This is a genomic window from Bacillus sp. T2.9-1, assembly GCF_950097965.1.
GTDB lineage: Bacteria > Bacillota > Bacilli > Bacillales > Cytobacillaceae > Niallia > Niallia hominis.
The window spans coordinates 13,595-37,371 of sequence record NZ_CATNHG010000090.1 but is presented as its reverse complement, the minus strand read 5'-3'; the positions used below and the strand labels follow the sequence as shown (position 1 = coordinate 37,371).

28 protein-coding genes and 2 pseudogenes are annotated in these 23,777 nt (G+C 33.6%); 8 read left to right on the top strand and 22 right to left on the bottom strand.

The annotated features are described in order from the left end of the window. Nucleotides 1–4: 4 nt before the first annotated feature. The 4 genes from QQZ16_RS11685 to nadB all read right to left on the bottom strand — a co-directional run bounded on the left by QQZ16_RS11685 (nt 5) and on the right by nadB (nt 5,204). Complete coding sequence (locus QQZ16_RS11685; RefSeq protein WP_031538264.1) at nt 5–1,483, bottom strand: sigma factor-like helix-turn-helix DNA-binding protein; 1,479 nt, start codon at nt 1,481–1,483, stop codon at nt 5–7. 210 nt (nt 1,484–1,693) lie between these two features. Continuing rightward, nucleotides 1,694–2,797, bottom strand: coding sequence for a quinolinate synthase NadA (gene nadA / locus QQZ16_RS11680; RefSeq protein WP_031538263.1), 1,104 nt, complete (start codon nt 2,795–2,797; stop codon nt 1,694–1,696). Between the two features lie 21 nt (nt 2,798–2,818). After that, on the bottom strand, nt 2,819–3,655 hold the full coding sequence (gene nadC, locus QQZ16_RS11675; RefSeq protein WP_031538262.1) for a carboxylating nicotinate-nucleotide diphosphorylase: 837 nt from the start codon (nt 3,653–3,655) through the stop codon (nt 2,819–2,821). Next, nucleotides 3,591–5,204: an L-aspartate oxidase gene (gene nadB / locus QQZ16_RS11670; protein ID WP_035416522.1), complete on the bottom strand. Its 1,614-nt coding sequence runs from the start codon at nt 5,202–5,204 to the stop codon at nt 3,591–3,593. Before nadB ends, nadC begins: the two co-directional genes overlap by 65 nt. Nucleotides 5,205–5,386: 182 nt before the next feature. Here nadB and QQZ16_RS11665 point away from each other — a divergent pair, with 182 nt between their 5' ends. Beyond that, nucleotides 5,387–6,496, top strand: a complete 1,110-nt coding sequence (locus tag QQZ16_RS11665) for an IscS subfamily cysteine desulfurase (RefSeq protein ID WP_031538259.1) — start codon at nt 5,387–5,389, stop codon at nt 6,494–6,496. 116 nt (nt 6,497–6,612) lie between these two features. On the opposite strand, the gene QQZ16_RS11660 is transcribed toward QQZ16_RS11665, so the two are convergent. The 3 genes from QQZ16_RS11660 to QQZ16_RS11650 form a co-directional block, all read right to left on the bottom strand. After that, nucleotides 6,613–7,131, bottom strand: a complete 519-nt coding sequence (locus tag QQZ16_RS11660; protein WP_031538258.1) for a GNAT family N-acetyltransferase — start codon at nt 7,129–7,131, stop codon at nt 6,613–6,615. Between the two features lie 22 nt (nt 7,132–7,153). After that, the gene (locus tag QQZ16_RS11655) at nt 7,154–7,606 is read right to left on the bottom strand and encodes a MarR family winged helix-turn-helix transcriptional regulator (RefSeq protein WP_031538257.1); all 453 of its coding nucleotides are present in this window, start codon (nt 7,604–7,606) and stop codon (nt 7,154–7,156) included. 156 nt (nt 7,607–7,762) lie between these two features. Further along, on the bottom strand, nt 7,763–7,888 hold the full coding sequence (locus QQZ16_RS11650; protein ID WP_284561363.1) for a hypothetical protein: 126 nt from the start codon (nt 7,886–7,888) through the stop codon (nt 7,763–7,765). Nucleotides 7,889–7,956: 68 nt separating this feature from the next. Between QQZ16_RS11650 and QQZ16_RS11645 the strand changes: the two genes are divergently transcribed. Both QQZ16_RS11645 and QQZ16_RS11640 read left to right on the top strand, forming a co-directional pair. Then, nucleotides 7,957–8,970 carry a DUF3231 family protein gene (locus tag QQZ16_RS11645; RefSeq protein ID WP_031538256.1) on the top strand — a complete coding sequence of 338 codons (1,014 nt, stop codon included), beginning with the start codon at nt 7,957–7,959 and terminating at the stop codon, nt 8,968–8,970. 9 nt (nt 8,971–8,979) lie between these two features. Next, on the top strand, nt 8,980–9,438 hold the full coding sequence (locus QQZ16_RS11640; protein WP_031538254.1) for a hypothetical protein: 459 nt from the start codon (nt 8,980–8,982) through the stop codon (nt 9,436–9,438). Nucleotides 9,439–9,478: 40 nt separating this feature from the next. Here the strand turns inward: QQZ16_RS11640 and QQZ16_RS11635 are convergent, their stop codons facing one another. The 8 genes and pseudogenes from QQZ16_RS11635 to QQZ16_RS11595 form a co-directional block, all read right to left on the bottom strand. Further along, entirely contained in the window at nt 9,479–9,895 is a 417-nt protein-coding gene (locus QQZ16_RS11635; protein WP_048718231.1) for a hypothetical protein, read from the bottom strand. Between the two features lie 51 nt (nt 9,896–9,946). Then, complete coding sequence (locus QQZ16_RS11630; protein ID WP_031538250.1) at nt 9,947–10,450, bottom strand: GNAT family N-acetyltransferase; 504 nt, start codon at nt 10,448–10,450, stop codon at nt 9,947–9,949. 23 nt (nt 10,451–10,473) lie between these two features. Then, nucleotides 10,474–10,933, bottom strand: a pseudogene (locus QQZ16_RS11625) (N-acetyltransferase family protein). Nucleotides 10,934–11,129: 196 nt separating this feature from the next. Next, the gene (locus QQZ16_RS11620; RefSeq protein WP_031538249.1) at nt 11,130–11,444 is read right to left on the bottom strand and encodes a hypothetical protein; all 315 of its coding nucleotides are present in this window, start codon (nt 11,442–11,444) and stop codon (nt 11,130–11,132) included. Between the two features lie 322 nt (nt 11,445–11,766). Beyond that, nucleotides 11,767–12,240 (bottom strand): DNA topology modulation protein, encoded by a 474-nt coding sequence (locus QQZ16_RS11610; RefSeq protein ID WP_031538248.1) that lies wholly within the window; start codon nt 12,238–12,240, stop codon nt 11,767–11,769. 121 nt (nt 12,241–12,361) lie between these two features. After that, complete coding sequence (locus QQZ16_RS11605; RefSeq protein ID WP_031538246.1) at nt 12,362–12,817, bottom strand: GNAT family N-acetyltransferase; 456 nt, start codon at nt 12,815–12,817, stop codon at nt 12,362–12,364. Between the two features lie 632 nt (nt 12,818–13,449). Continuing rightward, the gene (locus tag QQZ16_RS11600; RefSeq protein ID WP_192840951.1) at nt 13,450–14,649 is read right to left on the bottom strand and encodes a hypothetical protein; all 1,200 of its coding nucleotides are present in this window, start codon (nt 14,647–14,649) and stop codon (nt 13,450–13,452) included. Beyond that, the gene (locus QQZ16_RS11595; RefSeq protein WP_031538242.1) at nt 14,642–15,211 is read right to left on the bottom strand and encodes a sigma-70 family RNA polymerase sigma factor; all 570 of its coding nucleotides are present in this window, start codon (nt 15,209–15,211) and stop codon (nt 14,642–14,644) included. Before QQZ16_RS11595 ends, QQZ16_RS11600 begins: the two co-directional genes overlap by 8 nt. 276 nt (nt 15,212–15,487) lie before the next feature. On the opposite strand from QQZ16_RS11595, the gene QQZ16_RS23250 reads away from it, so the two are divergent. Both QQZ16_RS23250 and QQZ16_RS11590 read left to right on the top strand, forming a co-directional pair. Beyond that, entirely contained in the window at nt 15,488–15,868 is a 381-nt protein-coding gene (locus tag QQZ16_RS23250) for a UPF0715 family protein (protein WP_031538241.1), read from the top strand. A gap of 38 nt (nt 15,869–15,906) precedes the next feature. Continuing rightward, complete coding sequence (locus QQZ16_RS11590; RefSeq protein ID WP_031538240.1) at nt 15,907–16,485, top strand: hypothetical protein; 579 nt, start codon at nt 15,907–15,909, stop codon at nt 16,483–16,485. Between the two features lie 223 nt (nt 16,486–16,708). Here the strand turns inward: QQZ16_RS11590 and QQZ16_RS11585 are convergent, their stop codons facing one another. The 3 genes and pseudogenes from QQZ16_RS11585 to QQZ16_RS11575 all read right to left on the bottom strand — a co-directional run bounded on the left by QQZ16_RS11585 (nt 16,709) and on the right by QQZ16_RS11575 (nt 17,986). Beyond that, on the bottom strand, nt 16,709–16,939 hold the full coding sequence (locus QQZ16_RS11585) for a hypothetical protein (RefSeq protein ID WP_031538239.1): 231 nt from the start codon (nt 16,937–16,939) through the stop codon (nt 16,709–16,711). Nucleotides 16,940–17,003: 64 nt separating this feature from the next. Further along, nucleotides 17,004–17,213, bottom strand: a complete 210-nt coding sequence (locus QQZ16_RS11580; protein ID WP_031538237.1) for a hypothetical protein — start codon at nt 17,211–17,213, stop codon at nt 17,004–17,006. 104 nt (nt 17,214–17,317) lie between these two features. After that, nucleotides 17,318–17,986 (bottom strand): annotated as a pseudogene (locus QQZ16_RS11575) (HAD family hydrolase). Between the two features lie 133 nt (nt 17,987–18,119). Between QQZ16_RS11575 and QQZ16_RS11570 the strand changes: the two are divergent. Beyond that, nucleotides 18,120–18,518 carry a hypothetical protein gene (locus QQZ16_RS11570; RefSeq protein ID WP_031538236.1) on the top strand — a complete coding sequence of 133 codons (399 nt, stop codon included), beginning with the start codon at nt 18,120–18,122 and terminating at the stop codon, nt 18,516–18,518. Nucleotides 18,519–18,601: 83 nt separating this feature from the next. On the opposite strand, the gene QQZ16_RS11565 is transcribed toward QQZ16_RS11570, so the two are convergent. Next, on the bottom strand, nt 18,602–19,225 hold the full coding sequence (locus QQZ16_RS11565) for an NUDIX domain-containing protein (RefSeq protein WP_051640976.1): 624 nt from the start codon (nt 19,223–19,225) through the stop codon (nt 18,602–18,604). Between the two features lie 75 nt (nt 19,226–19,300). Next, nucleotides 19,301–19,735: a hypothetical protein gene (locus QQZ16_RS11560; protein WP_048718229.1), complete on the bottom strand. Its 435-nt coding sequence runs from the start codon at nt 19,733–19,735 to the stop codon at nt 19,301–19,303. Nucleotides 19,736–19,907: 172 nt separating this feature from the next. On the opposite strand from QQZ16_RS11560, the gene QQZ16_RS11555 reads away from it, so the two are divergent. Continuing rightward, on the top strand, nt 19,908–20,045 hold the full coding sequence (locus QQZ16_RS11555; protein ID WP_155986758.1) for a hypothetical protein: 138 nt from the start codon (nt 19,908–19,910) through the stop codon (nt 20,043–20,045). 41 nt (nt 20,046–20,086) lie between these two features. Here the strand turns inward: QQZ16_RS11555 and QQZ16_RS11550 are convergent, their stop codons facing one another. Continuing rightward, nucleotides 20,087–20,623, bottom strand: a complete 537-nt coding sequence (locus tag QQZ16_RS11550; protein WP_031538232.1) for an AAA family ATPase — start codon at nt 20,621–20,623, stop codon at nt 20,087–20,089. 296 nt (nt 20,624–20,919) lie between these two features. On the opposite strand from QQZ16_RS11550, the gene spoIIP reads away from it, so the two are divergent. Beyond that, nucleotides 20,920–22,083 (top strand): stage II sporulation protein P, encoded by a 1,164-nt coding sequence (spoIIP, locus tag QQZ16_RS11545; protein ID WP_031538231.1) that lies wholly within the window; start codon nt 20,920–20,922, stop codon nt 22,081–22,083. A gap of 1,139 nt (nt 22,084–23,222) precedes the next feature. Here spoIIP and QQZ16_RS11540 read toward each other — a convergent pair. Then, a complete protein-coding gene (locus tag QQZ16_RS11540) occupies nt 23,223–23,645 on the bottom strand; it encodes a hypothetical protein (protein ID WP_031538227.1) in 423 nt (140 codons plus the stop codon). Between the last annotated feature and the right edge of the window lie 132 nt (nt 23,646–23,777).

Sequence of the window (23,777 nt, the reverse complement as noted above, 5' to 3'; positions counted from 1 at the left end):
GATATCAAGTATCGAACTCTATCTCTTTTCTATTTATATCATAAATTTTTATTTCATAGGGAACATAGTTAAATTGACTTTGAATGTCTTCATGTTGCAGAAAGAAGTGTAGGGATCTGTTTAACTCTTTGACTGTATCTAAGTTTTTTGCCCTATCTTCCTCTGTTGCGTAGGCTAATTCTGTATATATTTCGATTTTCAATTGATCGTCTTCATAGGTTGGATACACATCATAAACTTGATATTTTTGCTCGCCAAACATATAGGCTTCTAATAGAGCTGGAATGATATCCCACATGGCTCTTTCCATTTCTACAACGCCTGCATCAACCTTTCCAAACGAAAAATCCCATTCTAAATCATACTTTTTTATAATATTTTTAATTTCTTCCTTCAAATTCGTTTCTTCTTCTTCTGTTATCGATTCAGAAAAAATCAACTGCCTTGATTCACCATTTTGATCACTTATATAGCTTTGCGTATAATAATAAGGAGTAGAAGTAACTAATTCGAATATTTCTTGTTCCATATCCATCCGTTTATTCTCAGCTTTTTGTTCCTCTGTTAGTTCTACATCAACCACTTGATTAATTTCTTCATATCTTAACTGATAATCCATGTCTCTTTCCTTTAAATAAGATTCGATAATCGAAGTTACCTCTTCCTTATTTTCTATACTCTCTGGTGTGGCCAATTGGACGTAAAGCGTATTATTTTCGACATCTGGATAGGTATAAATATCCGTATACCCTTTTTCTTGAATCTCCTTTCCAAGCTGTAACACGCCTCCTTCCTTATAAACTTTATACACATCAGGGCCTAAACTAACTCTCGTTTTCCCTATGATTTCCTGATTAATAGATCCTCCAACAAATAAAATCAACAAAATGAAGATAATCACGGGTGCCTTTCCCCTACTAGTCCTTGTCTCGATGTATAGATGTTTCTTTTCTAATACTTGATTAACTGGCATCATACTTTTTAGGAGACTTACATCTTTTTTTATTACGTCCTCTATATCATGAATAGATACTAATTTGCCATTATTTGTCCATAAAATAAGAGAAGCGTATATAATTTGTTTTGTCTTTCTAACTGAAATCGGTAAATATTGCGCTATTTTTTTATAAGAAAAACCGTAGTAATACTTTAGTAAAAAAGCAACTCTAGCTTTTTCGTCAAGCAAACCTAGTCGAGTTAATAGAACACTAGAATCGATTGGTTTATAGTTAATGTCATTATTGCGATGATATTTTCTATATTCCTTGATTATTGGTTTTAGAGAAAAACGTTCACGTGAAGGGAAGGACCACGTATCCCTCACTTGATCTAATGTCCGATCTAACAATCGTTCTGCTAGCCCACTATCACCAGTTAATAAGATTGCTAGTAAATACCATTCATCTATATTGTCTTGTATAATTATTTGCTGCTTCCATTGTCTAGGGCGCATGTTCAGAATATGTTCCGCCTTTCTAGTCATTCTCCATATATTACCTATATTTTAAAGGAAGTTAGAACCATTGTCATCACCTTCTGTTTGAAAATTCACTTTTGAATAACTATTCAATTTAAATAATTAAGAACAAACACGCTGTATTTTATCGAGTTATAACAATAAAGATTTTTCTAAACAATAATCAAACATTAAAAAACTGCCTTGATTCTACAAAGCAGTTTTTCAACTTAGAAATTAGGATAATTCCAACATTCTATCCAATGCTAGTTTTGCATTGGATGCAATTGGCTCTTCGACAATTATTCGATTACTTTCAAAATCCTCTTCAATGGATTCTAAGCACCATACAAAATGAGGCAAATCAATCCGGTTCATTGTTAAACAAGCACACATATATGGATTGAGGGAAATAATTTCTTTATCTGGGTGTTCTTTGATTATCCGATTGACTAAGTTCATTTCCGTACCAATGGCAAAGGCACTTCCTGGCTCTGCCTTTTCGATTACATCAATAATATAGTTCGTGGAACCAGCTAAATCAGATGCTGCTACGACTTCTCTGCTGCACTCCGGATGGACAATGATTTTCATATGTGGATATTGCTTTCTAACTTGCTCAACATTACTAACGGTAAAGTTCTCATGAACAGAGCAATGCCCTTTCCAGAGTATCACTTTAATGTCTTCTATCGCTCCTTCATAAACAAGTTCATTTTTGATTGGATCCCAAATCGCCATTTTTTCTAAAGGAACCCCTAAATTATAGGCTGTATTTCTGCCTAGATGCTGATCAGGTAAAAATAGTAATCTTTCCTTTTGTGTAAAAGCCCAGGATACCATTTTTTCAGCATTGGAGGAGGTTACAGTTGCTCCTCCATTTTCTCCGACAAATGCCTTAATAGCTGCTGTTGAATTGACATAGGTAAGCGGAATAATCGTGTCACCAAATAATTCCTGAAGCTTTGTCCAAGCTCGATTTGTCTGATAAATATCGGCCATATCAGCCATGGAACAACCTGCTCGCATATCTGGCAAATAGACTTTCTGCTTCTCTGTTGTTAAAATATCCGCTGTTTCTGCCATAAAATGAACACCGCAAAAGACAATATACTCTGCTTCTGTGTTTTCTGCAGCAACTTGTGCTAGCTTTAAACTATCCCCTGTAGCATCGGAAAATTGAATGACTTCATCCTTTTGATAATGATGCCCTGGAATAAATAGTTTTTTTCCTAAGCGTTGCTTGATACTTGCTACTCGTTCTTCTAATTCTGTGTTTGTCATCGCTAAGTATTTTTCAGGTATCGTATTCGAAGCTTGTAATCCCTCTAAAATATTCATTTTCCTCTCCCCTTTTATCCTTTAATGAATACTTACTTTTACACTAATATCTAAAGCTTTCACCGAATGCGTTAAAAATCCTAATGAAATATAGTCCACTCCACACTCTCGATAAGAAGCAAGATTATCTAAAGTAATTCCACCAGACGCTTCTGTTGTAACAGTTTCTGGGACATGGGGAATCCACTCGACAATTTCTTCTGGCTTCCGATTATCAAACATAATAACATCTGCGCCAGCCGCTAAAGCTTCAAACATTTGCTCCTTCGTTTCTGTCTCCACTTCCACCTTTACCATATGACCAATCGACTCTTTAACTGCCTTCACTGCATTGGCAATCGAACCGGCGAATGCAATATGGTTATCTTTAATCATTACCGCATCATACAGTCCAAAGCGATGATTATGTCCTCCCCCAACAGTTACTGCATATTTTTCCAACATCCGTAATCCTGGTGTCGTTTTTCTCGTATCACAGATTTTCGTATAGCCACTATTTAATGTTTCTACCGCTTCTCTTGTTTTCGTTGCAATCCCGCTCATTCTTTGGACAAGATTTAAAATAACGCGCTCGCCTTTTAAAAGCTCTCTAATATTTCCTTTTGCTGTCGCCAATTTTTGGCCTGCTTCAATTCGATCTCCATCCTGGACATGCATCGTTACTTCTATTGCTCGGTTTAGAACCTTGAATCCTCTCTGAATGATCTCTTCCCCGCAAAAAACACCATTGTCTTTCGATAGAAAAACAATTTCTCCTTGCTGCTCTTTCGGAAAAATCGCATCTGTCGTCACATCACGTTCGCCGATATCTTCCATAAAAAATGCTTCCAGTTGTTTCTGCAATTTTAATTGGTTCATTTTGATTCTCCTTTGTTCGTTCTCTTTTAAATCTAACCTTTTTCTTCATCCATTCATCCTTTTCCACTGGATAATCGGAGCGAAAATGGCCGCCTCTACTTTCTTTTCTTTCTAAAGCAGATTTTGTAATTAGAAAAGCCGTCATCAGCATAAAGTATTTCTCTATCTCTTCGATTGATTTATTATCAAAAGAGATTTTCTCATAATCCCCTATTCCGAAATCTTCTAGCCACTGCAATTGCATACGCAAGTTTACTTCATTACGGACAATTCCTACATTTTCCATCATTCGTTTTTGGATTTCTTCTTTTTCTGGGAAAATTGGATAGATACCTGAATTCCTTTCTTTGTTATCTATTTGGGTATCCAGCTGTTTTATTTTTGGCGATTGATGAAGGAGCGTTGCTAGATTTTTCCCCATATATAATCCTTCTAAGAGAGAATTGCTGGCAAGGCGGTTGGCTCCATGAAATCCCGTGCAAGCTGCTTCTCCAATTGCATAAAGATTTTGTACAGATGTTCTTCCATAAAGGTCTGTGTCAATGCCGCCCATTAAAAAATGGCTACCTGGCGCAACTGGAAGTAATCCTTTTTGTAAATCAATGCCTTGCTCTACACACATTTTAGTTATCGAAGGAAATCTTTCTTGAAAATTAGCTATCATGGAGATATCTAAATAAACTGTTTCCCCTTTCGATAAATATTGATAGATGGTTTGGGAAACAATATGGCGTGGTGCTAAGTCTTTATATGGATGAATTTGTTCCATCACATACTCTCCCGAAGCTGTAACTAATCTTGCTCCATCTCCTCTGACCGCTTCTGAAATCAGCCCAATCGTTTTTCCATTTACATAGAGTAGTGTAGGGTGAAACTGTACAAACTCCATATCGCTGATGCTGGCCCCAGCTAAATAAGCAAGCGCAATTCCATCTCCTGTAATAGTGGAAGCACTACTCGTATAGGTGTAAAGCTTCCCACATCCACCTGTTGCAATAACCGTATGAGCGCTATAGAATTCTCGTCGAGTGCCATCTGGCAGTATCCCTTTTGCGCCAATACATTGATTAGTATTAGTATTTACCATTAATTCATAGACAAAAACATTTTCGATGATTTCTATATTATTAGTCTTCGTTTCCGTTAGATATTTCATCACCTGTTTTCCTGTTGAATCGCCACCGCTATGGACAATTCTTTTTTCAGAATGAGCCCCTTCCATTCCTAACGCAAGATTTCCAGTTCTATCCTCATCAAAAGTGCATCCAGCGTGCCATAATTCACTTATTAACCTAGGTGCTGCTCTTGTTATTTCTGCAACTACTTCTGGATTATTATGGAATCGCCCTGCTTCTAACGTATCAAGTGCATGCTTTCTATAATTATCTGATTCTCCCATACTTGCAGCAATTCCACCCTGTGCTAAATAAGAATTGCTCATTTCCGCCTTTGATTTTGTGAGAATAATCACATTCAATTCAGTTGAAAGTTTTTTAGCTAGCTGTAAACTTGCGATTCCACTGCCAATAATCAATACATCTGCGTCCATTTTATACCTCCTGTTTTACAGGTGTCTTGACACCTATATTTACATAGATTTAAAATTATGACAAGTGTTTTTTTATTAAAAGATTTTTAAATAATTAAGTTCCTATTTTTCATAGCAAATGAAAAAGCAATAACATTGCATTCCTTTGTCTCCCACAACTTAACCTATTGGAGGAATTTCTAATGAAATATTTTGATTATGCAGCTACTACTTCTTTGGATCCTGATGCTGCTTCTACCTATGTGGAAGTTGCTTGCAAATATTTTGGTAATACAAATAGTCTCCATGATATGGGAGACACAGCTAATAAAATCTTAGAGAATTGCCGAGACGAATGGGGAAAATTAATTAACGTTGATAAAAATGGGGTTTATTTTACAAGTGGCGGTTCGGAAAGTAACTATCTTATCTTGCAAAGCTTGCTATTGGCATCAAAAAAGAACGGAAAACACCTCATTACATCAATAGCAGAGCATGCTTCCATTCATAGTACAATGCAAGCTTTAGCAGATAAAGGCTATGAAATTACCTATCTACCTTTATTAGAAACTGGTGTAATCGATATAGAGTTGCTAGAGGAATCCATTCGACCTGACACCATTCTTGTTTCCATTCAGCATGTGAATTCTGAAATTGGCGCTATCCAACCAATAAAAGAAATCGGTGCAATATGTAAAAAGCATGACGTCCTTTTTCATAGTGATATGGTGCAAAGTATTGGGAAATTAGATGTTAAGGAAGTAACTCCCTTTGTTGATGCCTTGTCCATCTCTAGCCATAAATTTTATGGACCAAAAGGGGTCGGTGTAGCCTATATTAACCCGAATACACCTTGGATGCCATTATTAGCGAATGGTAGTCATGAAAACGGCTTTCGTTCCGGCACAATAAATACAGCTGGGATTGCGAGTATGACAGTTGCTGCGCAAAAGGCGTGTTCGACGATTTCGGAGAACGAAACAAAGCTTTCTCAGCTACGCAATTTATTTACAGAGATGATAACGAAAGAGTCTGTTACTATTTTTGAATGCAAGGAACAATACCCAGGAATTATCGGATTGAGGGTTAAAGGATTGGAAGGCCAATGGCTTATGCTTGAATGCAATCGTCGTGGATTCGCCATTTCAACGGGAAGCGCATGTCAGATTGGAAAACAGGCTCCTTCTAAAACAATGAAGGCGTTGGCTCTGCCAGATGGAGAGGCAAAAGAATTTATTCGGATTTCGATGGGAAGAAATAACACGGAAGAAGATGTAATTGATTTGGTAAATGTAATAAATGAGATAGTTTAAAATTTATTAGAATAAACATCAAAAAATGCTGAACCTATCTTTAGTAATAAATAATAAATGTTGAAAGCCTTATTTTGCGGATTTAATAAGGCTTTCAACCTTCAATTTGTATGAGGTTATGAGAGTTTCTTAATCATGATATAGTCAATTTGCTCTTCATCCCCCATATAAAAAGAATGAGCACCAGTTTGAACGAATCCATTTTTTCGATAAAAACCTATAGCATTTTCATTTTTTTCCCATACACCTAGCCAGATCTTCCTTTTAGATTCTTTCTTAGCAATTTCAATAGCTTTATTTAATAGAAATTGCCCGAGTCCATGTTTTTGAAAATTGCTCTTTATATAGATTCTTTCTATTTCAAGTGAGTCTTCCCCCATTTTTTCAGATTGTGCATCCTTCATATTTACCTTTAAATATCCAGCTAGTTCGCTATTTAAATAGACAAAATAGAATTGTGAAGAAATATCGGATAATTCCTTTTCTAGTTGTTCCAAGTTAAAGGCTTTTTCCAAATAGTCCTTCATGTTTTCTGTTGAATTTTGATTTTTGAAAGTCTCATCAAATGTTTCATAACTTATATCTTGCAGTTTATGTATATCGGAGAATGTACATTCTTTAATATGAATAGTCATTTAACTTTTCACTCCTTGATTATCAATAATTCCGCTTATTTCCTTGCTTCACGTACTCCCAGTCCTTTTCAATATTTTTTCTTACTCGTTGAAGAAAGTTAAACATGACTTCAACCTCTGACTCGGAAAAACCCGTTAAAGCAACTTCATTTGAATACTCATTTTCTTTTTTTATAAAAGGATAAACGTTTCCCCCTTTCTCTGTTGGAAAGAGTTTTTTTATTTTTTTGTTATGTTGATCACCTTTTTTTTCAATAAATCCATTAATCTCCAATTTCTTTATAGCTCTTGCAGCCGTTGTTCGATCTACTTTAATCATCTCTGATAATTTTTCTTGAATGATTCCAGGGTTTTCATATATTCTCACAAGGTATAAATACTGCCCCTTAGTGAGATTATGTTCTTTAAATTCGATATTGCTTATTGAATCTAATGCTCTTCCAATCATACCAATCTCACGAAGAATTTCTTTCATCCTTTCACCCACTCCTGTTTATATTGTTGTATTTGCAACAATATTCAAAATTAAAGATAACCTATTTTTGTTGAAATTGCAATCAAAATATACGGACATAGCATTTTTTTATGCTAATTTACTTTGCAATCTATTTTGGAAAAAATTCTTATTATTTTATGAATAACCGGTGATTGCTTCAATCCCATTGCCTTTCACCAATATTTTAATTTCCAAATACAATTGAAAATAACCTTCAAAATAATCAGATACGCTTACATAAAACTCTTGAAAAAATGTCATATTAATTAAGTAAAGGGGAAAAAACTTCTAATTTAGTGTCTCAATTTAAAAAGTTTGGAGGGTTTTTTATGAAAAAGAATAGCCATCATGTGGAACTTACCACTGCAGAAATAGCAAACCTTTGGACTCAATACATGAACGATTCCTTATCTATTTGCATCCTTACCCATTCAATCGAAAAGGCTGAAGACAAAGATATTAAAGAGATTCTTCTATTTGCCCTTAAACTTGCCGAATCTCATATCGTAAAAATTACAAATTTTTTTAATCAAGAGAACTTTCCCATCCCCAAGGACTTTATATTGGAGGAAGATGTAAATTTAAATGCACCTTCTATATTTACAGATGCTTTTATTATTGCATATTTGCACGTGATGACATTACTAGGTTTAACAGGATATGCTGGAGCCGTTGCATCTTCTTCAAGGGAAGACCAATTAGATTACTTTATAAAATGTAATAATGAAACAATGGAGTTACATAAACGAATCGTTGACGTTATGCTAAATAAAGGATTATATAGTAAAACTTCTAGAATCAATAGACCAAATCAAGTCGACTTTGTTGATGGTCAGAATTATTTAGCAGGCTGGTTTGGAAAAAAACGACCTTTAAATGTTATTGAAATAAGCGGAATGAGCTTTAACATGAAAAAAGACGTAGCAAAAACGGTATTAGAATTAGGTTTTGCTCAAGTATGTCAAACAAAAGAAATACAAAAATATTTTGATCGTGGAAAGAAAGTATGTTTAAATCACTTCACTACTTTTAATAATATACTGACAAAGGAAGACTTATCTTCTCCAAAAACATGGGTTTCGGAAGTAACGAATTCCACTGTTTCCCCTTTTTCCGATAAATTAATGCTCTATCATATTGTTACATTAGTTTCCGCAGCTGTTGGCTATTATGGAGCTGGTTTAGCCGTTTCCCAACGGAGAGATCTAGCAGCTGAATACACTAGATTTATCGCTGGAGTAAGTCTGTACGCGGAAGATGGATGTGAGTTATTAATAAAGCATGGATGGTTAGAACAACCCCCTTTAGCCGATAACAGAGAAAATTTAGCAAATAAGAAGTAATGAGTATCCATGCGAAAAGGATTAGTTTTAGAAAATATACTATGGAGCATAGCATTACCAGGTTTTGCTCAATTACTTAACAAAAGTTATCTAAAAGGATTCTTCTTTATCAGTCTTGAGTTTGTGATAAATATTAAAGCAAACTTTAATCAGACGATATTACTAAGTTTTCATGGAAGAATTCAAGAAGCAATTGGAATCACGAATTTTCAGTGGCTAATGTTTTATCCTTGCTTATATTTCTTTGCAATGTGGGATGCATGCAAGGAATGTGGAGTAAAATTACCCCTATTCGCGTCTCTTCCGTTCGTCTTCTCAGCGTATTTTGTAACAGTAGGATTAATATTATCACCAGAGCTCAAACTTTTCGGAAAACTATTAGGACCTGTATGGCTGCCAATGTTATTTGTCATACCAGGTGTCTGCATTGGATTTTTACTAAAAAAAATCTTATCTACTTTCACTTAAAAAAATACCAAAATGATGGTATTTTTTTGTTTTCTTATTTCTAACTTATTTTTTCTAATAATTGTCGAAATTTGTTTTTCGTTTCTGGATGATAGGTAATGATTTCTTGAAAAGCATATGCCAACAACTCGAACTCTCCCATTTTATCTACTTGTTTAAATCCTTTTCTTTCAAAAAATATTTTGTCTGGTAACCAGCTTTTTTTACTGGTTACCAATACAACTCCATCAAGATTTAATGCTTGGGCATCTTTCATACATTCCTCTAGAAGGATACTACCAAAGCCTTTCCCTTTACTCTGTCCAACTATCCAGAAACAATGGATCACCATATATTCCATTGCATCGATTGCTCTCCACGTAAATTTGCCAGGAATGTATTCAATAAACCCTCTTTGCCGTCCATTTTCTTGCATAATTTTCACTTTTAATCCTTCTTTAAATCGTCCTTCAGCCATGCTAGTTTATTTTGATACCCCTCCGCTTACCTTTCCTAAGCCATCCTTTTTCTAGTTCAATACCTTCCCCATTATCACATACGAAGCCTCATGCTCACTAGGAATAAACGGTTCCTTTATGTCAATCCATCCCATTTGCTTATATAAATGACGGGCGACTGTATTGTTTACTTGTGTTGTTAATACAACCGTTTTGTTTTCAACGCCCTTTAACAATTCATGAATAAGCTTTTTTCCATATCCTTTATTTCGATACAACGGATGGACAGCAAATTCAACTACTTCAAAACAATCTTTTAGCCATGTTTCATATTGTTTTTGATTAACCTCTTTGGAAAGCAATTCATGATAATACTGTCCAGGTAATGAAGTATATCCATATGCAAATCCTAAGAGTTCCTCTTCAGCTGTAATGATTATATATCCTCTAAATCCTTCATAAGTGGTATGCCTAATCAATCGTTCCTTTATGGACTTATTCCATACTTGTTTATATAATTCTTCCATTTTATTGATGATATTTTCGTTTTTATTTATTGCTAATAGCCGGACCACTTTATTCCCTCCCAAATTTCCTATTAAAGCTTCCTTTTTAAGCCCTCATGTGTTACTTGAAAACCTAATCGTTCATAGAATCTTAAAAGCATCTGATCTTTGTTTATCTGTCGTAAGTTGGATTAAATGGCAGCCACGGGATTTCGCACGTTGGATTGCCCAGTTGATTAATGCCGTACCTACTCCTTTTCCCCTAGCAGAAGAAGCAATCCTTACTCCTTCGAAAGTAGCTCTCCATCCTCCCTGATGGGTGATATATGGTGTAAAAGTAATTTGCTGCACTCCTACTACTTAATCTTCGACACATGCTACTAATAATTCATTATTGTGGTCTGCAGAAATTGCCTTATATGCCTCGATGTAGCTATCTGGCAATGGTTGTTCATAACGCTCCAGTTTACTCCCTAAAACATCGTCCGCAAGCATTGCAACATTTTGATCTAAATCTTGTTCTGTCGCCATTCTAAACTGTAATTCTTCCATCTGAGTCTCCCCTGTCAAAAAATCAGTTTCCTTAATTTATTTCTTTCTCATTCTGTCCTTACCCCTCGATATCCTCTAAAACGAAATAGATTTCTTGGATAATAGATTGAATTTTCCAATATTAAAAAAGTATACTAAAAGAGTAAATCGATACAAAATATTTAGAACAAAAAAATAGATCAAATACATTTTCAGTCTATCTTTCTGACCTTTTCCGATATACAGTCAGATTAATGGCATTCAATATGATTGTAACAAGAATAAGGACTGTTGCTGCTACCACCACACCCCTAGTAGTGTCCATAAGTGCGCTCCAATCCTCAACCTTAACGAGATGATAATTATAGATAATCTGAAATAATAAAGAAATCACACAAGCGCTCATGCTAACAAGACCAATTATTAACCGATTTCCCTGATTCTCTCTATTATTTCGCATTAGATTAGCAGCTGGCAATATCCAGGCAATTAAACCAAGCACTAGACTGCCAATATTAAGTAAACCCATCATATTTAGTACCTCCTTTGTTAAATTTGAATCTATACTTGCCAACAATATAAGGAAAAGAGAACGATAACATAAATTAACAATTAATCACAAAGACAATGTAACATATATTTAAAAATTTCCCCATAACCTTTTCCACTCATTTATTCATTAACCATTTAAACCATCTTCCATGGCCGTCCGTATCCGCAATCGTATTTTCGTTTTTTTTACCAGCCAAATAATAATCTAAGTGTAAATATCTATCTTGAATATTATTGTAAAGATGCGATACTGAACATATTTTCTCATTTAATTAAATCCTTTTGAAAAACTTATCAACTTCCTAAGAAGATTTTAAAATAATTATTTGTTTTTCTTTAGATAGTTGTTTTAGCTTGTTTTCGATATCAGGTTTATTCATTTTAGGATAATTCCAAATCCATTTAAAAAAATCTAACTCAAACCTTTCTTGACAGCCTTCTGCCCTATCTTGTCTGGTTTTATTTCGATATTGCCAAATTCTTTTTAAAGCACGATATATACAAATCGTTCGTTTGAAATCGAGAAAAATGATTGTATCACATGCTTGAAGTCTCAAATCCATCGTTCCGCTATAATTACCGTCAATTATCCATTCTTTCTTTTGCATTAATTCATATTGTATTTCCCGTTGTTCTTCTTTTGAGACACTTTCCCAATTCGGTCTCCAAAATAAGGAATCAAGGTGATAGACTTTTATATTTAATTTATCACTTAATTGCCTTGCTAGAGTGGATTTCCCAGAACCACCAGAACCAATTAGTACAATTTTTTTCATTGTTATCCCCTTTGATGCTACTTTCAGATTTTGCTTTTTACAAATAACTGTTCAAAAACCCAAAGCTCTTTTACTATCTTTTCTATATCCATCACGCTATCATATTTCTTTTAAGCCGCTTTTACCTATGTCCATCTATTCGAGCCTGAATGTAGCCGTAATATGCACATGTGCCATTTTGACTTATGTCTTTTACATCAAAGCCACACTTCTCATAAAAACCGTAATTATTGGCGGACGTATGTGCAAACCAATCACCGTGGGGAAGCTTTTTTACACATAGTTCCTTTAACTTTTTACCAATACCTTTTCCGCGATATTCTGATAAAACAATTAAATCCATAATGTTTGCAGCCATGATTTTGTCTGAGAGGACCCTAACCATACCAATCATTCTATTATGATCCCAAACAGTAAATGCCCAAGTGGAGTTTTCGAATATGAGTGTAAATTTCTCTTGCTGCCAAGCTGGAATATTTCTTGCCCATCCAGCATCTTCAAATAATGCTTCCACATAGTCAGCATGAACACCCTCGGTACCTTCTCTTATTATGAAACTGTTGAAATATTGGTACATGGTAAATGTCTCCTTTATTTTTAGGAAATTCTTTAATACTGTCACCCTCGAATTAATTATTTCATATTTCTGAATTTAAAAGTTGCAAAATATTTATTAATATAGTTTTGTCCACAACATTTTTTAACTAAATCATTCTTTTCTCCAAATAACAATTGGAGCAGAAATTGAGTTTTAATAGTCTATTTATTTTTCCGAAATTCCATTTGCCAACAACAAAAAATAGATCCAAACAGATATCGGAATCATAACGGTTATATTAGATAGAATACTAAATAACTTTATACTTTTATGATTTGAATGTACTCCTATAAGGAGAGAAACTAGTAGGCCTATATCAATTAGTAAATACAAGCTTATTGGTATCCATAGATTCAAATTAGGACCTCTTACGAAAAGAAAGACTGCTATTGCAGCTAAGAATAAGACTAAGGTTAGGCCAATGGATAAAAACTCTTTCTTAATTTTTTGTTTTTGTGACAAGGTATTACCTACTTTCGTATTGGAATAAGACTTACCTTACATCTAGCTCAGTCCTAATTAACTAATAAATGGTAATGTTATTTATACGAATTAAATCCATGATAAGTCTCAAAAAGGGAGGATCTCCCCCCTTTCATTTTCAAACTATCCTAATCAACCAGACCATTGCCTATATAAGCAAATGTATTTATATCTGCATAAACAATCATATTGTTTGGAATGGATTTACCTTTTGTTGGAAAATCAAGCAAATATACTTCTTCTCCTTCATATGATTTATCATCAACTAGAGACATCATATTCTTAGTAAGAGTAACTTTCGAAATTTTCCCATCTGCCCAAGTACCATTGATCCTTTCTTTTTGTTCTGCCGACAATTGGTTCCAAACTATTTCTCGGACATCCTCTTTTTTTACAACCTTATCATCCTGTAACAAACTATCAACCATGCCGTCTAACTGATTCAACCATTCTGTTCTCTTCTCTTTTTCCTTTTCATTCTCAATTTGTTCAGCCACTTCAGCGATTTCCTTTAACTGTTCTTTTATTGTTGAATCTCCTTCTAATGCAGCATAATGTTTAGCATATGCCTTTGTTGCATAACCTATATGTTTTTCGTATGATCCCAGGTCACTATAGGGTTCATAGCTCTCAGCATGAATACTATCTTTTATGCTAATTAACCAACTTTTCATATCCGAATATTCCAGTTTTTCAATAATGCCATTTCTTTCATCTACAATTCCATTGTCCTCTGCTATTATTATCAATTGATCCACCGCTCGCTGTAAGTCTAATGTATCTTCTACTTCTATTTCATTTTGAGCTGCAGCTTCCTTTTGTAGATTTTTAGCTAGTACGCCTATTTCCTCCAATTTATCTACAATTCTTTTATTTTCCTGAATTGCAGCGTATTGTTTGGAATGGCTCTCAGCATATTCCCCCACTTCTTTTGCATATTCTTTTCCATTTTGGTACCACATTTCTGAATTTTGCAATTTCAAATTTAGTTCATATAAGAAACTCGCTAGATTAGGATTTTCTTTATTTCCATGTTTGCTAGTACTAGTTGTTTCCTTTTTATCATCTTCTTTATCGTTCACTTGCGCCACTTGATTACGTTGATAATCAAAGTTTCCTGTTTGCTTAAATACATATCCACCTATAAAAACAATAAAACAAGCAACTGCAACAAAGGAAAGTACTGGTGCAAGGGAAAAACGATTTTTCGTTTTTTTATCCTGAATCACAGCACTAAAGAGTTTTTCTTTGTCTGCAGCACTCATTTTCCCATGCTTTAAAACAGTCTTATTCATACTTTCTCTTAAAGATTTCAGATCATCACTCATTCCCACCGCTCCTTTCCAATTTCTTTTGAAGCATTTTCTTTCCTCGTCTCAATCTAGTTTTAATAGTATCAACATTCAAATGGGTTAATGCTTCTATTTCTTTCATTTTTAATTGTTCATAATAGAATAAAATAATAATTTCGCGATATTTAGTTGGAAGCGCTAATACCTTTTGAGATAATTCCAGGTCGTCTAGTTTGTTTATCACATGCTCCTCTATAGAAAATTCATTGTTCCCTATCCTTTCTTGCATAAAGGCAGTAGGATAAAACGAGCGATACCATTTACTTTTCAAATAATCCTTGCATTTATTTCTCGTAATCTTATAAAGCCATGTCTTATAGGAGCTATCTCCTCTAAAATCCTCCATTTTCTCATAGCATTTAATGAATACTTCTTGGGTGATATCATCTGCAGCTGACCAGTTTTTCACATATGTATAAGCTAACCTTTTAATACTCTCCGCATATAACTCAATAAGTTCTTTTAATAGTTCCTCATTACTTGGCGGACTTACTTCCATTTTCCCTATTGACATGGCAACTTTAATCCTCTCCTTCATGTTGATTTACCTATAGACGACTCATCTCAATAAAATGTTTCAATTTTTTACAATGCTAAAATCTACCCATTGCAAATTAGCCATTAGTGGATACCCGCCAATATTAATTTTCCGATTGTCTTATGGAAAACTATTTATAAACATTCCTCTACATGCTAAAATATGGTAACACCTATAAAGCTAAGCTAAGGGGGATTCTATGAAAAGTAAATCTATTGCGTTCTTATTTGTACCTCTCTTGGAAGATGAAATAAAATTTTTTATAGGAGACAATGCATGCCATTAAAAAATATAGATATTTATATAATTACTCGCTCGTTGCTAACTTCCCTTATTTCCGCTATTTTCGTTAGTATGATTCAACTTTTTGGTTCACCCTATTTTAGTTTTTTGGGAATGCTAATCTTTACTACCATTTTCTTTTGCTTTTATCTTGTTATAGCGTCACCTCTCCAAATTATCTTAAATCAAAAGCCTAAGAAATTTAGTATTCTCTACCTTGCTATTTATACTGTTTTTTCTGGAGTGGTAACAGGCATTGTAGCAATTTTTTTTGGTATAAAAACCCCTTTACATTCTTCAGCATTTTATAACCTATTTATTATGTGCGCATTCCTTTTTTGGTTAGTTGATTCAGTCTTACTCCAAAAAAGATGAATATAGAAAAATACCTTTGTGGAATTAGGAGGAACACGATGAAGAATTCATTACAATTAATAGCAGAAGTATCTTATTCATTAAACTTTTTGATTTATGTGCAAAACATCTTTCTCAACCAAAATGAAGATAAGGATAATTGGAAATTTCCCTATCTTCCAACAACTTGCCAGTTTCGAAATGATTTTTTATTACGTTATCGTGCCTTATGGACTACAGTAACGAAACGAATTTCCGAGAATAGAGATATTGACCAGGATATTTTCTATAATGAAAAACACTTATTTTATCAAGAGTTGTTCCATGTTAATGACGATAATTTAACTGCATTTAATGAAATATATGATTCTTATTTCACTTGGTGGACAAGTCTTGCTGGAGGTTTTTCCATTGAAAGGGCTATGGGCGAACGTATAGAGCACATCTATCACGATGTAGCAAATATACTTTTGGAAGAAAGAATCATCCCCAAAAAGCCGTTGAATATTATCTTTATTTATGATGATCCTTTAGTCGAAGATTCACCTCTATTTTCCTATTTTGCTGTTTTATCTATAAAAGAGTGTATGATCCATTATGAAGAGGTAGTTGCTCGAATTAGGCTGTGTGTGGAATAATTAGCTTGTAAAATAGATTCATAGTTATTTTTCATCATTCCGTTATAGAATCGTTAACTTAGTAACGACCTGCCCATCTCTTCCCAGTCCTTCACTCTCGTTATTCGTTCGTGATTACACATTTGGTTATATGGCTTGTCAAGCAGCAGTACATCTATTTCATTTTTCGCAATAGATAATGCATGGGAAGGATTGTCTTCTATAAATAGAGTGACATTATGAATTAAAGTACATTGATCATAAATGGATATGGATTAGCTGAATGCAGTTCCTTTTGGTTTTTTGTAAAAAAATCTAAAAATGCTTCAAAGGAATACCCATATAAATCCGAAACTCCATACTCAACCATTTCTTCGTAATGTAAGTCTTTGTTATGTATTTTATTTAAAAGCTGTACAATCGATTTTCTCATATCTACAACTGTGTCATCGAAATCTAATCCTATGTGATTCATATAACTCCTCGAGTTTTAAATTGTATTTTTTAAATCTCCATGTAAATATTGTTTACTTTTATCTCTAAACCCCAAAAATCCGCGGTACGTGAACTCCCCAGTCAAACAAGATTCCCATTATGGTAAAAACAAAAAACAAAACAATACAAAGGTTTACAAACGCTTTACCAATTCGGTTATCATCTTTACCTTCCCGCTTCTGTTGCACTCTTTCTCTATAGAGTTCTTGAACCATTTTTTGCTTTTGTAATTTCTCTTCTTTGTCTTGATTCATCCCTTTATTCCTCTCCTTTTTCAAATCCTTCCTTCAAAAAAATCCTTTCGTTTTGGATTAGTGTCTATATGGATTTTCAAATAAGGTTGCAATGGGTCATGACCCTAACTATTCATTAACTTTTCCACAATGTTTGGCAATTCTCCTAAATCGTCCACCATATAATCAGCATTTACATTATTCCATTGAGAAACCTTCTTCCAAATGCCTTTCATCCCCACTTTTTTAGCAGCAAGTACGTCATTCTCTGGATGGTCTCCCACAAATATAGCTTCATTTGGTGAAACATTCAGTATTTCTAATGCCTTATTAAATATCCTAGGATCCGGTTTTTTTACCCCTTCCCATTCGGAGACCAAAATAACATCAAAATATTTTTCTATCTCTAAAGCTTTGATATTATCCATTTGAAACTGCCCATATCCATTTGTAATCATTCCTAATGATAAATTATTACTCTTTAATTCTTCCAACATCTTAATAAGGTTAGGAAATGGAACACAACTATCTTTAAATTGACTAATATAATCTTGTAAAAGCTCTTCCCACGTTATTTGCTTTATATCAAATTCATCTACTAATTATTGGTACACTTTATCTTTCCAAACATACCCGCGCTTATCCAACTCTATAAATCTTGTCATATACGTGTCTTTTGGAATATGGTCAAGCTTTTTATTCAGCCTTTCGTGTTGGCTGTCAACAAACACTTTTACTGATGCATCTCTGTTTAATAACGTTCCATCTAAATCAAATATTATCGCTTTAACCATTGTTTGTTTTCAATACCCCTAACTAGATAGATTTTTTAAATTTCAGCTTACTCCGCACTCAAATTATACCAAATTTTTCTATATTATTTCGATTAATTTGTTAAAATAGATATTAGAATTGGAGGGCGATAATATGCTTAAAAGGAAAATGGTTGCAGCTTTCCTTACTTTTGTCTTATCTGTTTTGGTAGTTACTTTATTTCTTCCTCTAGACTTATTTTTTTCCGACGCAGTAAATAGAAAAGGGGATTTTACAGAGGATCTTTTAGCTTATTCTTTTTATTTTAGCTTAGGATTATTTCTATATGGCTTTCCAGTTTCCATCCTTATAGAAAAAATAACGAGGAAACTCCCTGAAGGAAGACGGCCATTTGCCTTTCTTTTATATGTTTTCTTTGGATTTCTTCCATTCTTTTTCCTTTGGATTTTCACTTTTTACTCCTTAGGCATTTCTATTCTATTCTTTATTATGGATGAATTAATAATGCTGTTAAGAAAAGGTAAAAATAAAAACATAGCGGAAGTTCGCTGATATTAACTTACCGTTTTATCCTTTTAAAAGAGGAGAAATAATTTGAAGAAAATAATTATATCTTTAGGAATAAGCGTTTGCCTCTACAAATTGTTCATATCATTTAATATGTAATCAATCCACTCGCGTTGAGGAGAAACAATCTGTGGTAGGCAATCTAATGGAGACCAAAATAATTTAAAGCGGTGATTATCTGTCTCTATTTCCCATTCATCAACCTGACTGTTTGATTGAAAATGATAAAATTGTCTTGTTACTATTGATGCTAAATTTGATTTTTCCGTCCATCCAGTAATCTGATATGTTATGTAATTGGGTTCTGGAAAATGATCTCCTTCTTTATAAGAAATTTGCACAAAATCTCCTTGGCTTCTTTCCTTAAGAACAGTTATACCTCTTCTTATTTCTGCCCACTGTGTACTTGATATATCTGGTCTTGAATATATTTTGGCCTTATCAAAAATTATGTACTTATCCACTAAGATTTGTTCCTGTTTTCCAATACTTCTACATGAAACAAAATCTTTTAAACCGGTTTCTTCAACGGCTTCTCTCCATGCAGCCTGTTGAAAGTCTTCATTTATTTCTACTGTACCTGCTGGTATTTGAATACCTGCATTTGGGTGCTTAATTAAAAGAAGTTCAAGTTTATTGTGTTTTTTTATTCTAGTAATAAAACATGTAACTTTCCCTAATGCTTTTTCCATCGTCTCCTCCAAATAATAGATTAGCTAATTCTAAGTTTTTCCTTGATAGCTTATTCACACAACTTACAAATGTAACTAATGGACCTCTATAATAAAGGCATAGCTCACTTGACCTCTTTTCCAATCAGCTGATATCTCATAGACATAGGAACCTTTTTGGGTTGGAGCTTCTAAAATATTGCCTTTCATATTTGCTTTTACCGTTTTTTCTATATCTTGCCATATATATGCCTCATATTTTCCGTCTATAGGAGAAGGGTTAAAGTCTATATTTATTTTGGATCCTTGGTTAATACTGATTGGTTCAATATTTTCTTCATCAACTAATAAATATGGAGAAAGTAAATCTTCGCATTTGGAATTTAAGAAGCCATTCCAACAATATGATCCCTGCACTGTTGTTACTTTTTTTCCTTCAGAAGTAACCGTAATTGATGGAATTCGATTAACTTTCATGATTATTACTACTAAGAAGAGAACAATTACTAATAATAGTATAAGTTTTTTCACAAAATAAATCTCTCCCTTATTATTTAATAATGAAAATTCAAAAAATATTCCCCCGACTTTCATCAAGTAATAGTGCAAGAAATTTCACGATCAGAAGACTTAATAAAATAGATTTTGAACTTGATGCCTTTATATCACACTTAACTATGGGAATGAACAATACGGTGGTAACATGTCTACTGGACTCCCAAAAGAACGAAAAGTAATGGATAGATTAGCAGACAAAGAATTGACTCCATATCTCCATTTTGAAGTGAATTTACTTAGAGTATTTGAACGAACATCTAAAAGTATAGCGATATTTCTCTAAATAATTTACCTCATTAATGCGAGTGAAAAGAAAAGAAGAGATTATATTATTTTATATTTTGGATTGTTCATTATTTCATTAATCACATGAGGTATATCCAAAGTAGAATTATTACTTGTATTTAAAAAATGCTTTTCTTCTAATTCTGATTCCAAAAACTCATCGAATAAGATTAAACATCTTTCTCCCATTCTATTCTCTGGTTCTCTGAGCTTATCTCTTTTAATTAATGTTTCAATATCAGTCCATAAGACCGCATAAATAACTTCAACATTTAATCCTTTTAGATTTTCTTTCAACCATCTTACTTCTTGTGGAAAGCTTACATAATCCACAACGACATCGTTTCCATATCTAAGGAAATTTTTTGTTAGACTTAAAATATTATCCCAAATTAAAGTGACTTCCTCTCTGCTTTCCCAAGGTTTTTTTCCATTAATATGCATATGACTTATGTAGTCACCAGAAATATATGAACTTTTAGCTAATTTTTTGGCAAGTTCTTTTGAAGTTGTTGATTTACCCACACCTGCAGGACCAGATAATATATACACCTTGTTCGCTTTAATTTTATTCATTAAGTAGATTCCTTCTCCCAAAGTAAAGTAGATATCATTAATAAATCTCTCTTCCACTAATCTCCTTTAGCAAGAGAAATCAACCTTACTGTTTGTGTTATTAATACACATGGTGATGATTTTCGTCAAAGATACTTATAATCCCTCTTTTTCACTAAAATTTAAGCGATGTTTTTCTACTAACCTACTCTATTTCTTTAAGTTCAACCATTCAAATATCTATTAACTATTATTAGAATTCACCTTCTATTTTCTGGTGAATGGTCATATTAATTTACTAGGAAGGTGAATAAAAAATGCAAAAATCTAAAACTCGCTCTATTTTCAACTATTTAAATACAACCGTTCTAGCGATTATTATGCTTTTTGTTATAGTAGCTCTAATCACAACATCGTATTTCTCATTTAAATTTAACTCAACTAATTTGACAAACCTATTTAAATCTGTAAATTCCACTGAATTATATGTAGACATGATGCATAGTGAGAATCATTTGTTTCCAAAATCTGAGGGAAAAGACTTCTCTCTATCCAATTTTTTTCTTCATCTCACAACAAATATACGTTTTGATGACATAAGAACATTATTAGGAAGAGAGTTACCAGCTTTAACATACTTTCATACAGAAATTGCGGTAGCTGAAGAAGGGACTACTCTTGCTAATTTACCATTTGAATCTATACCTTCTCAGGATATGTTAGAAAATCCATTGAAAGTAGATGAAGAAAAAGCAAAGCAAGAAGAAAATTCACAAACACAGCCACCTCCATCAGAAGAGCATAAAAATCCAGTTACCGAACCAAACAATAAAACAGTATTTATATATAATTCACATAACTTAGAGGCTTATCGTCCATTATTAGAAAACACAACGAATAACGAAAATGTAGTTAGTTCAGATGAACGGGCAAATGTAGTTGGTGTAAGTAGTAAACTTACAAACTTGCTTCAACAAGAAGGATTAGGTATAGAGTTTAGTAAAGCAAATATCAACCAAATACTACTTGATAAGAAATGGAATTATTATAGTGCATATAAAGCTTCAAAAGAAGTAGTTGAAGCTGCAGTTTCTAAAAATAATAGTCTAAAATATTTAATTGATATTCATAGAGACGCAGCTGGTAAACAAATAACAACAGCTTCTATTAATGGTAAAAACTATGCAAAGTTATACTTAGTGGTAGGAAAAGGTAACACAAATTATGAAAAAAATCTAGCGTTCTCAATAAGATTACATGATGAATTGAAGAAAAACTATCCTGGGATATCCAGAGGCGTTTTCCTAAAAGGGTACGATGAAGGAGATGGTGTATATAACCAAAATTTCTCTGATCGTGCCATCCTTCTAGAAGTAGGAGGTGTAGATAATACAAATGATGAAATAACTCGTAGTATAGAAGCATTTGCTGAGATATTCAGCAAACTTTATTGGGAAGAGAATAATGCAACACAACAATAAAAACCTGGGAATAAATTTCCTTGGTATCTTGTTTATTATGAAAAGTGATTATTTAATAATTTTTTTATACAACACTAATTTTAGATTCTTTGTTGTGATTTATTATATTGGTTTATATTGTAATAAAAATGGGGAGTTTTTAAACGATTTAATATCTGATGAGTGGTAAAAGAAATGGGAAGATCGAATGTTGAAAAAGAAATTAAAAAGTTACTTAGAATCACCTACTGCGTTAAACCAGACAAAAAATTCATATTGGAACTTGTAGAAAAATTAAAAACAATGGAAGATAGCATAATAATGGCTAGAGGCCGGGACATAAGTATTTCAACCAACAATAAACGCGAACTATAATGTAATTATATTATATAAAAGTTCGTGTTTGTTTTTTAGAAAAAGGTTTAAAAACGAAGTGAAATGGAGCGGAGGACGCTCGACTCCTGCGGGAAACAGAGACGCTTTAGACCCCGCAGTGCATGCAGGAGACCACTGAAAAACTGCAATATAATCATAATTGTTGGTGGCCGACTTTTAAATTCGCGTATTTCATTTGTTTTCCGAGGCGACAGCTCGCTTTCCATGGGGCGAGCGCCGAGCCGCTTCGTCACTGCGTTCCTGCAGGATCTCGGACTTTCTCGCTGCTCCCATAGGAGTCGAGCTGCCGCCTCTCCAAACCAACTTTATATTCGCTTTCAAATAAATACTTATTTAATTTGGAGAAACTATACTTTTTCAGTACCCTCGCAGCGAGGAGGCTTAGCTTCCTCCCCGGCGCATCGTGCGTCTGTAGCGCAATGGAACGTCTTAGTTTTTACACTTACCTATATTAAAAAACAGAGATTAAGTAGCTTTATTTAAGAGCTAAATTAAATATTGTTCGTCTTTAATGATTAGTTATTTTGTTTTGTCCCACCCTCTTTTTATTGAGATTTTTAATGAAAGTTCTTTGCACACTTACATCCTCTAGTAGAGCTTAGGCACCCCCACGAAATTAATATAATTCTTTTACTCTCTTTTTTTAATTACTTATCTAGTTCCTCCATTTGGCAGTCAATTCAGCTATCATCTTGTCTTTATATTCCAGATTCATTTGTTCCCAATCTAATGTAGCCTTACATTCATAATTTGCACTTCGAGACTTACATTGTTTTATCCTCACTTGGCACCCCCACAAAATTAAGGATGAGTATATAAAATGGATACGCAATCAATCCTCCCATCACAAACAGACCAGTAACAGGATTGGGTTCGTCTCCACCATTAGTCATTGGAAATAGTGATGCGAATACATAAATAAAAAGGATAAAATAAGGGACCCAAAGAAGTACTGTCCAAAATTTTGCCTTTCGTCCATCCAACCACTTTTTTGTTAAGAAATGGAGTAGTATTGTTGCACCAACCATTACAATAATAACCGTTACGCATGTTACAATATTTACCGTGCTAAATTCCCAATTTGTTAATCTGGCAATTCTATATACATTTAATATCAGTTCAAGAGGAATAAACACCATAAGAGCATATATTATACTAACAATATTTAGTTTAAAGAAATAATTCATTTAATTAACCCCCTATCAAAATCATCTATCTTCCATTCTACCGCTACATCATTTCCTATATCTACCTTTTTCACTTCTATACTTAAATGCATAATTCCTCTATTATTGGCAAAAAGGCTGAAAGGGTTTTGT

Coding starts and splice junctions, on each gene's coding strand:
- QQZ16_RS11580 (WP_031538237.1), bottom strand. CDS start 17,213: ATGAATCAAGACAAAGAAGAGAAATTACAAAAGCAAAAAATGGTTCAA.
- nadB (WP_035416522.1), bottom strand. CDS start 5,204: ATGGACGCAGATGTATTGATTATTGGCAGTGGAATCGCAAGTTTACAG.
- QQZ16_RS11605 (WP_031538246.1), bottom strand. CDS start 12,817: ATGTACCAATATTTCAACAGTTTCATAATAAGAGAAGGTACCGAGGGT.
- QQZ16_RS11655 (WP_031538257.1), bottom strand. CDS start 7,606: ATGAAAGAAATTCTTCGTGAGATTGGTATGATTGGAAGAGCATTAGAT.
- nadC (WP_031538262.1), bottom strand. CDS start 3,655: ATGAACCAATTAAAATTGCAGAAACAACTGGAAGCATTTTTTATGGAA.
- QQZ16_RS11585 (WP_031538239.1), bottom strand. CDS start 16,939: ATGAATCACATAGGATTAGATTTCGATGACACAGTTGTAGATATGAGA.
- QQZ16_RS11640 (WP_031538254.1), top strand. CDS start 8,980: ATGCGAAAAGGATTAGTTTTAGAAAATATACTATGGAGCATAGCATTA.
- QQZ16_RS11540 (WP_031538227.1), bottom strand. CDS start 23,645: ATGAATTATTTCTTTAAACTAAATATTGTTAGTATAATATATGCTCTT.
- QQZ16_RS11685 (WP_031538264.1), bottom strand. CDS start 1,483: ATGACTAGAAAGGCGGAACATATTCTGAACATGCGCCCTAGACAATGG.
- QQZ16_RS11660 (WP_031538258.1), bottom strand. CDS start 7,131: ATGACTATTCATATTAAAGAATGTACATTCTCCGATATACATAAACTG.
- QQZ16_RS11600 (WP_192840951.1), bottom strand. CDS start 14,649: ATGAGTGATGATCTGAAATCTTTAAGAGAAAGTATGAATAAGACTGTT.
- QQZ16_RS11610 (WP_031538248.1), bottom strand. CDS start 12,240: ATGAAAAAAATTGTACTAATTGGTTCTGGTGGTTCTGGGAAATCCACT.
- QQZ16_RS11590 (WP_031538240.1), top strand. CDS start 15,907: ATGAAGAATTCATTACAATTAATAGCAGAAGTATCTTATTCATTAAAC.
- QQZ16_RS11555 (WP_155986758.1), top strand. CDS start 19,908: ATGTCTACTGGACTCCCAAAAGAACGAAAAGTAATGGATAGATTAGCA.
- QQZ16_RS11635 (WP_048718231.1), bottom strand. CDS start 9,895: ATGGCTGAAGGACGATTTAAAGAAGGATTAAAAGTGAAAATTATGCAA.
- QQZ16_RS11570 (WP_031538236.1), top strand. CDS start 18,120: ATGCTTAAAAGGAAAATGGTTGCAGCTTTCCTTACTTTTGTCTTATCT.
- QQZ16_RS11550 (WP_031538232.1), bottom strand. CDS start 20,623: ATGAATAAAATTAAAGCGAACAAGGTGTATATATTATCTGGTCCTGCA.
- nadA (WP_031538263.1), bottom strand. CDS start 2,797: ATGAATATTTTAGAGGGATTACAAGCTTCGAATACGATACCTGAAAAA.
- QQZ16_RS11565 (WP_051640976.1), bottom strand. CDS start 19,225: ATGGAAAAAGCATTAGGGAAAGTTACATGTTTTATTACTAGAATAAAA.
- QQZ16_RS11665 (WP_031538259.1), top strand. CDS start 5,387: ATGAAATATTTTGATTATGCAGCTACTACTTCTTTGGATCCTGATGCT.
- QQZ16_RS11650 (WP_284561363.1), bottom strand. CDS start 7,888: ATGACATTTTTTCAAGAGTTTTATGTAAGCGTATCTGATTATTTTGAA.
- QQZ16_RS23250 (WP_031538241.1), top strand. CDS start 15,488: ATGCCATTAAAAAATATAGATATTTATATAATTACTCGCTCGTTGCTA.
- QQZ16_RS11620 (WP_031538249.1), bottom strand. CDS start 11,444: ATGATGGGTTTACTTAATATTGGCAGTCTAGTGCTTGGTTTAATTGCC.
- QQZ16_RS11595 (WP_031538242.1), bottom strand. CDS start 15,211: ATGAAGGAGAGGATTAAAGTTGCCATGTCAATAGGGAAAATGGAAGTA.
- spoIIP (WP_031538231.1), top strand. CDS start 20,920: ATGCAAAAATCTAAAACTCGCTCTATTTTCAACTATTTAAATACAACC.
- QQZ16_RS11645 (WP_031538256.1), top strand. CDS start 7,957: ATGAAAAAGAATAGCCATCATGTGGAACTTACCACTGCAGAAATAGCA.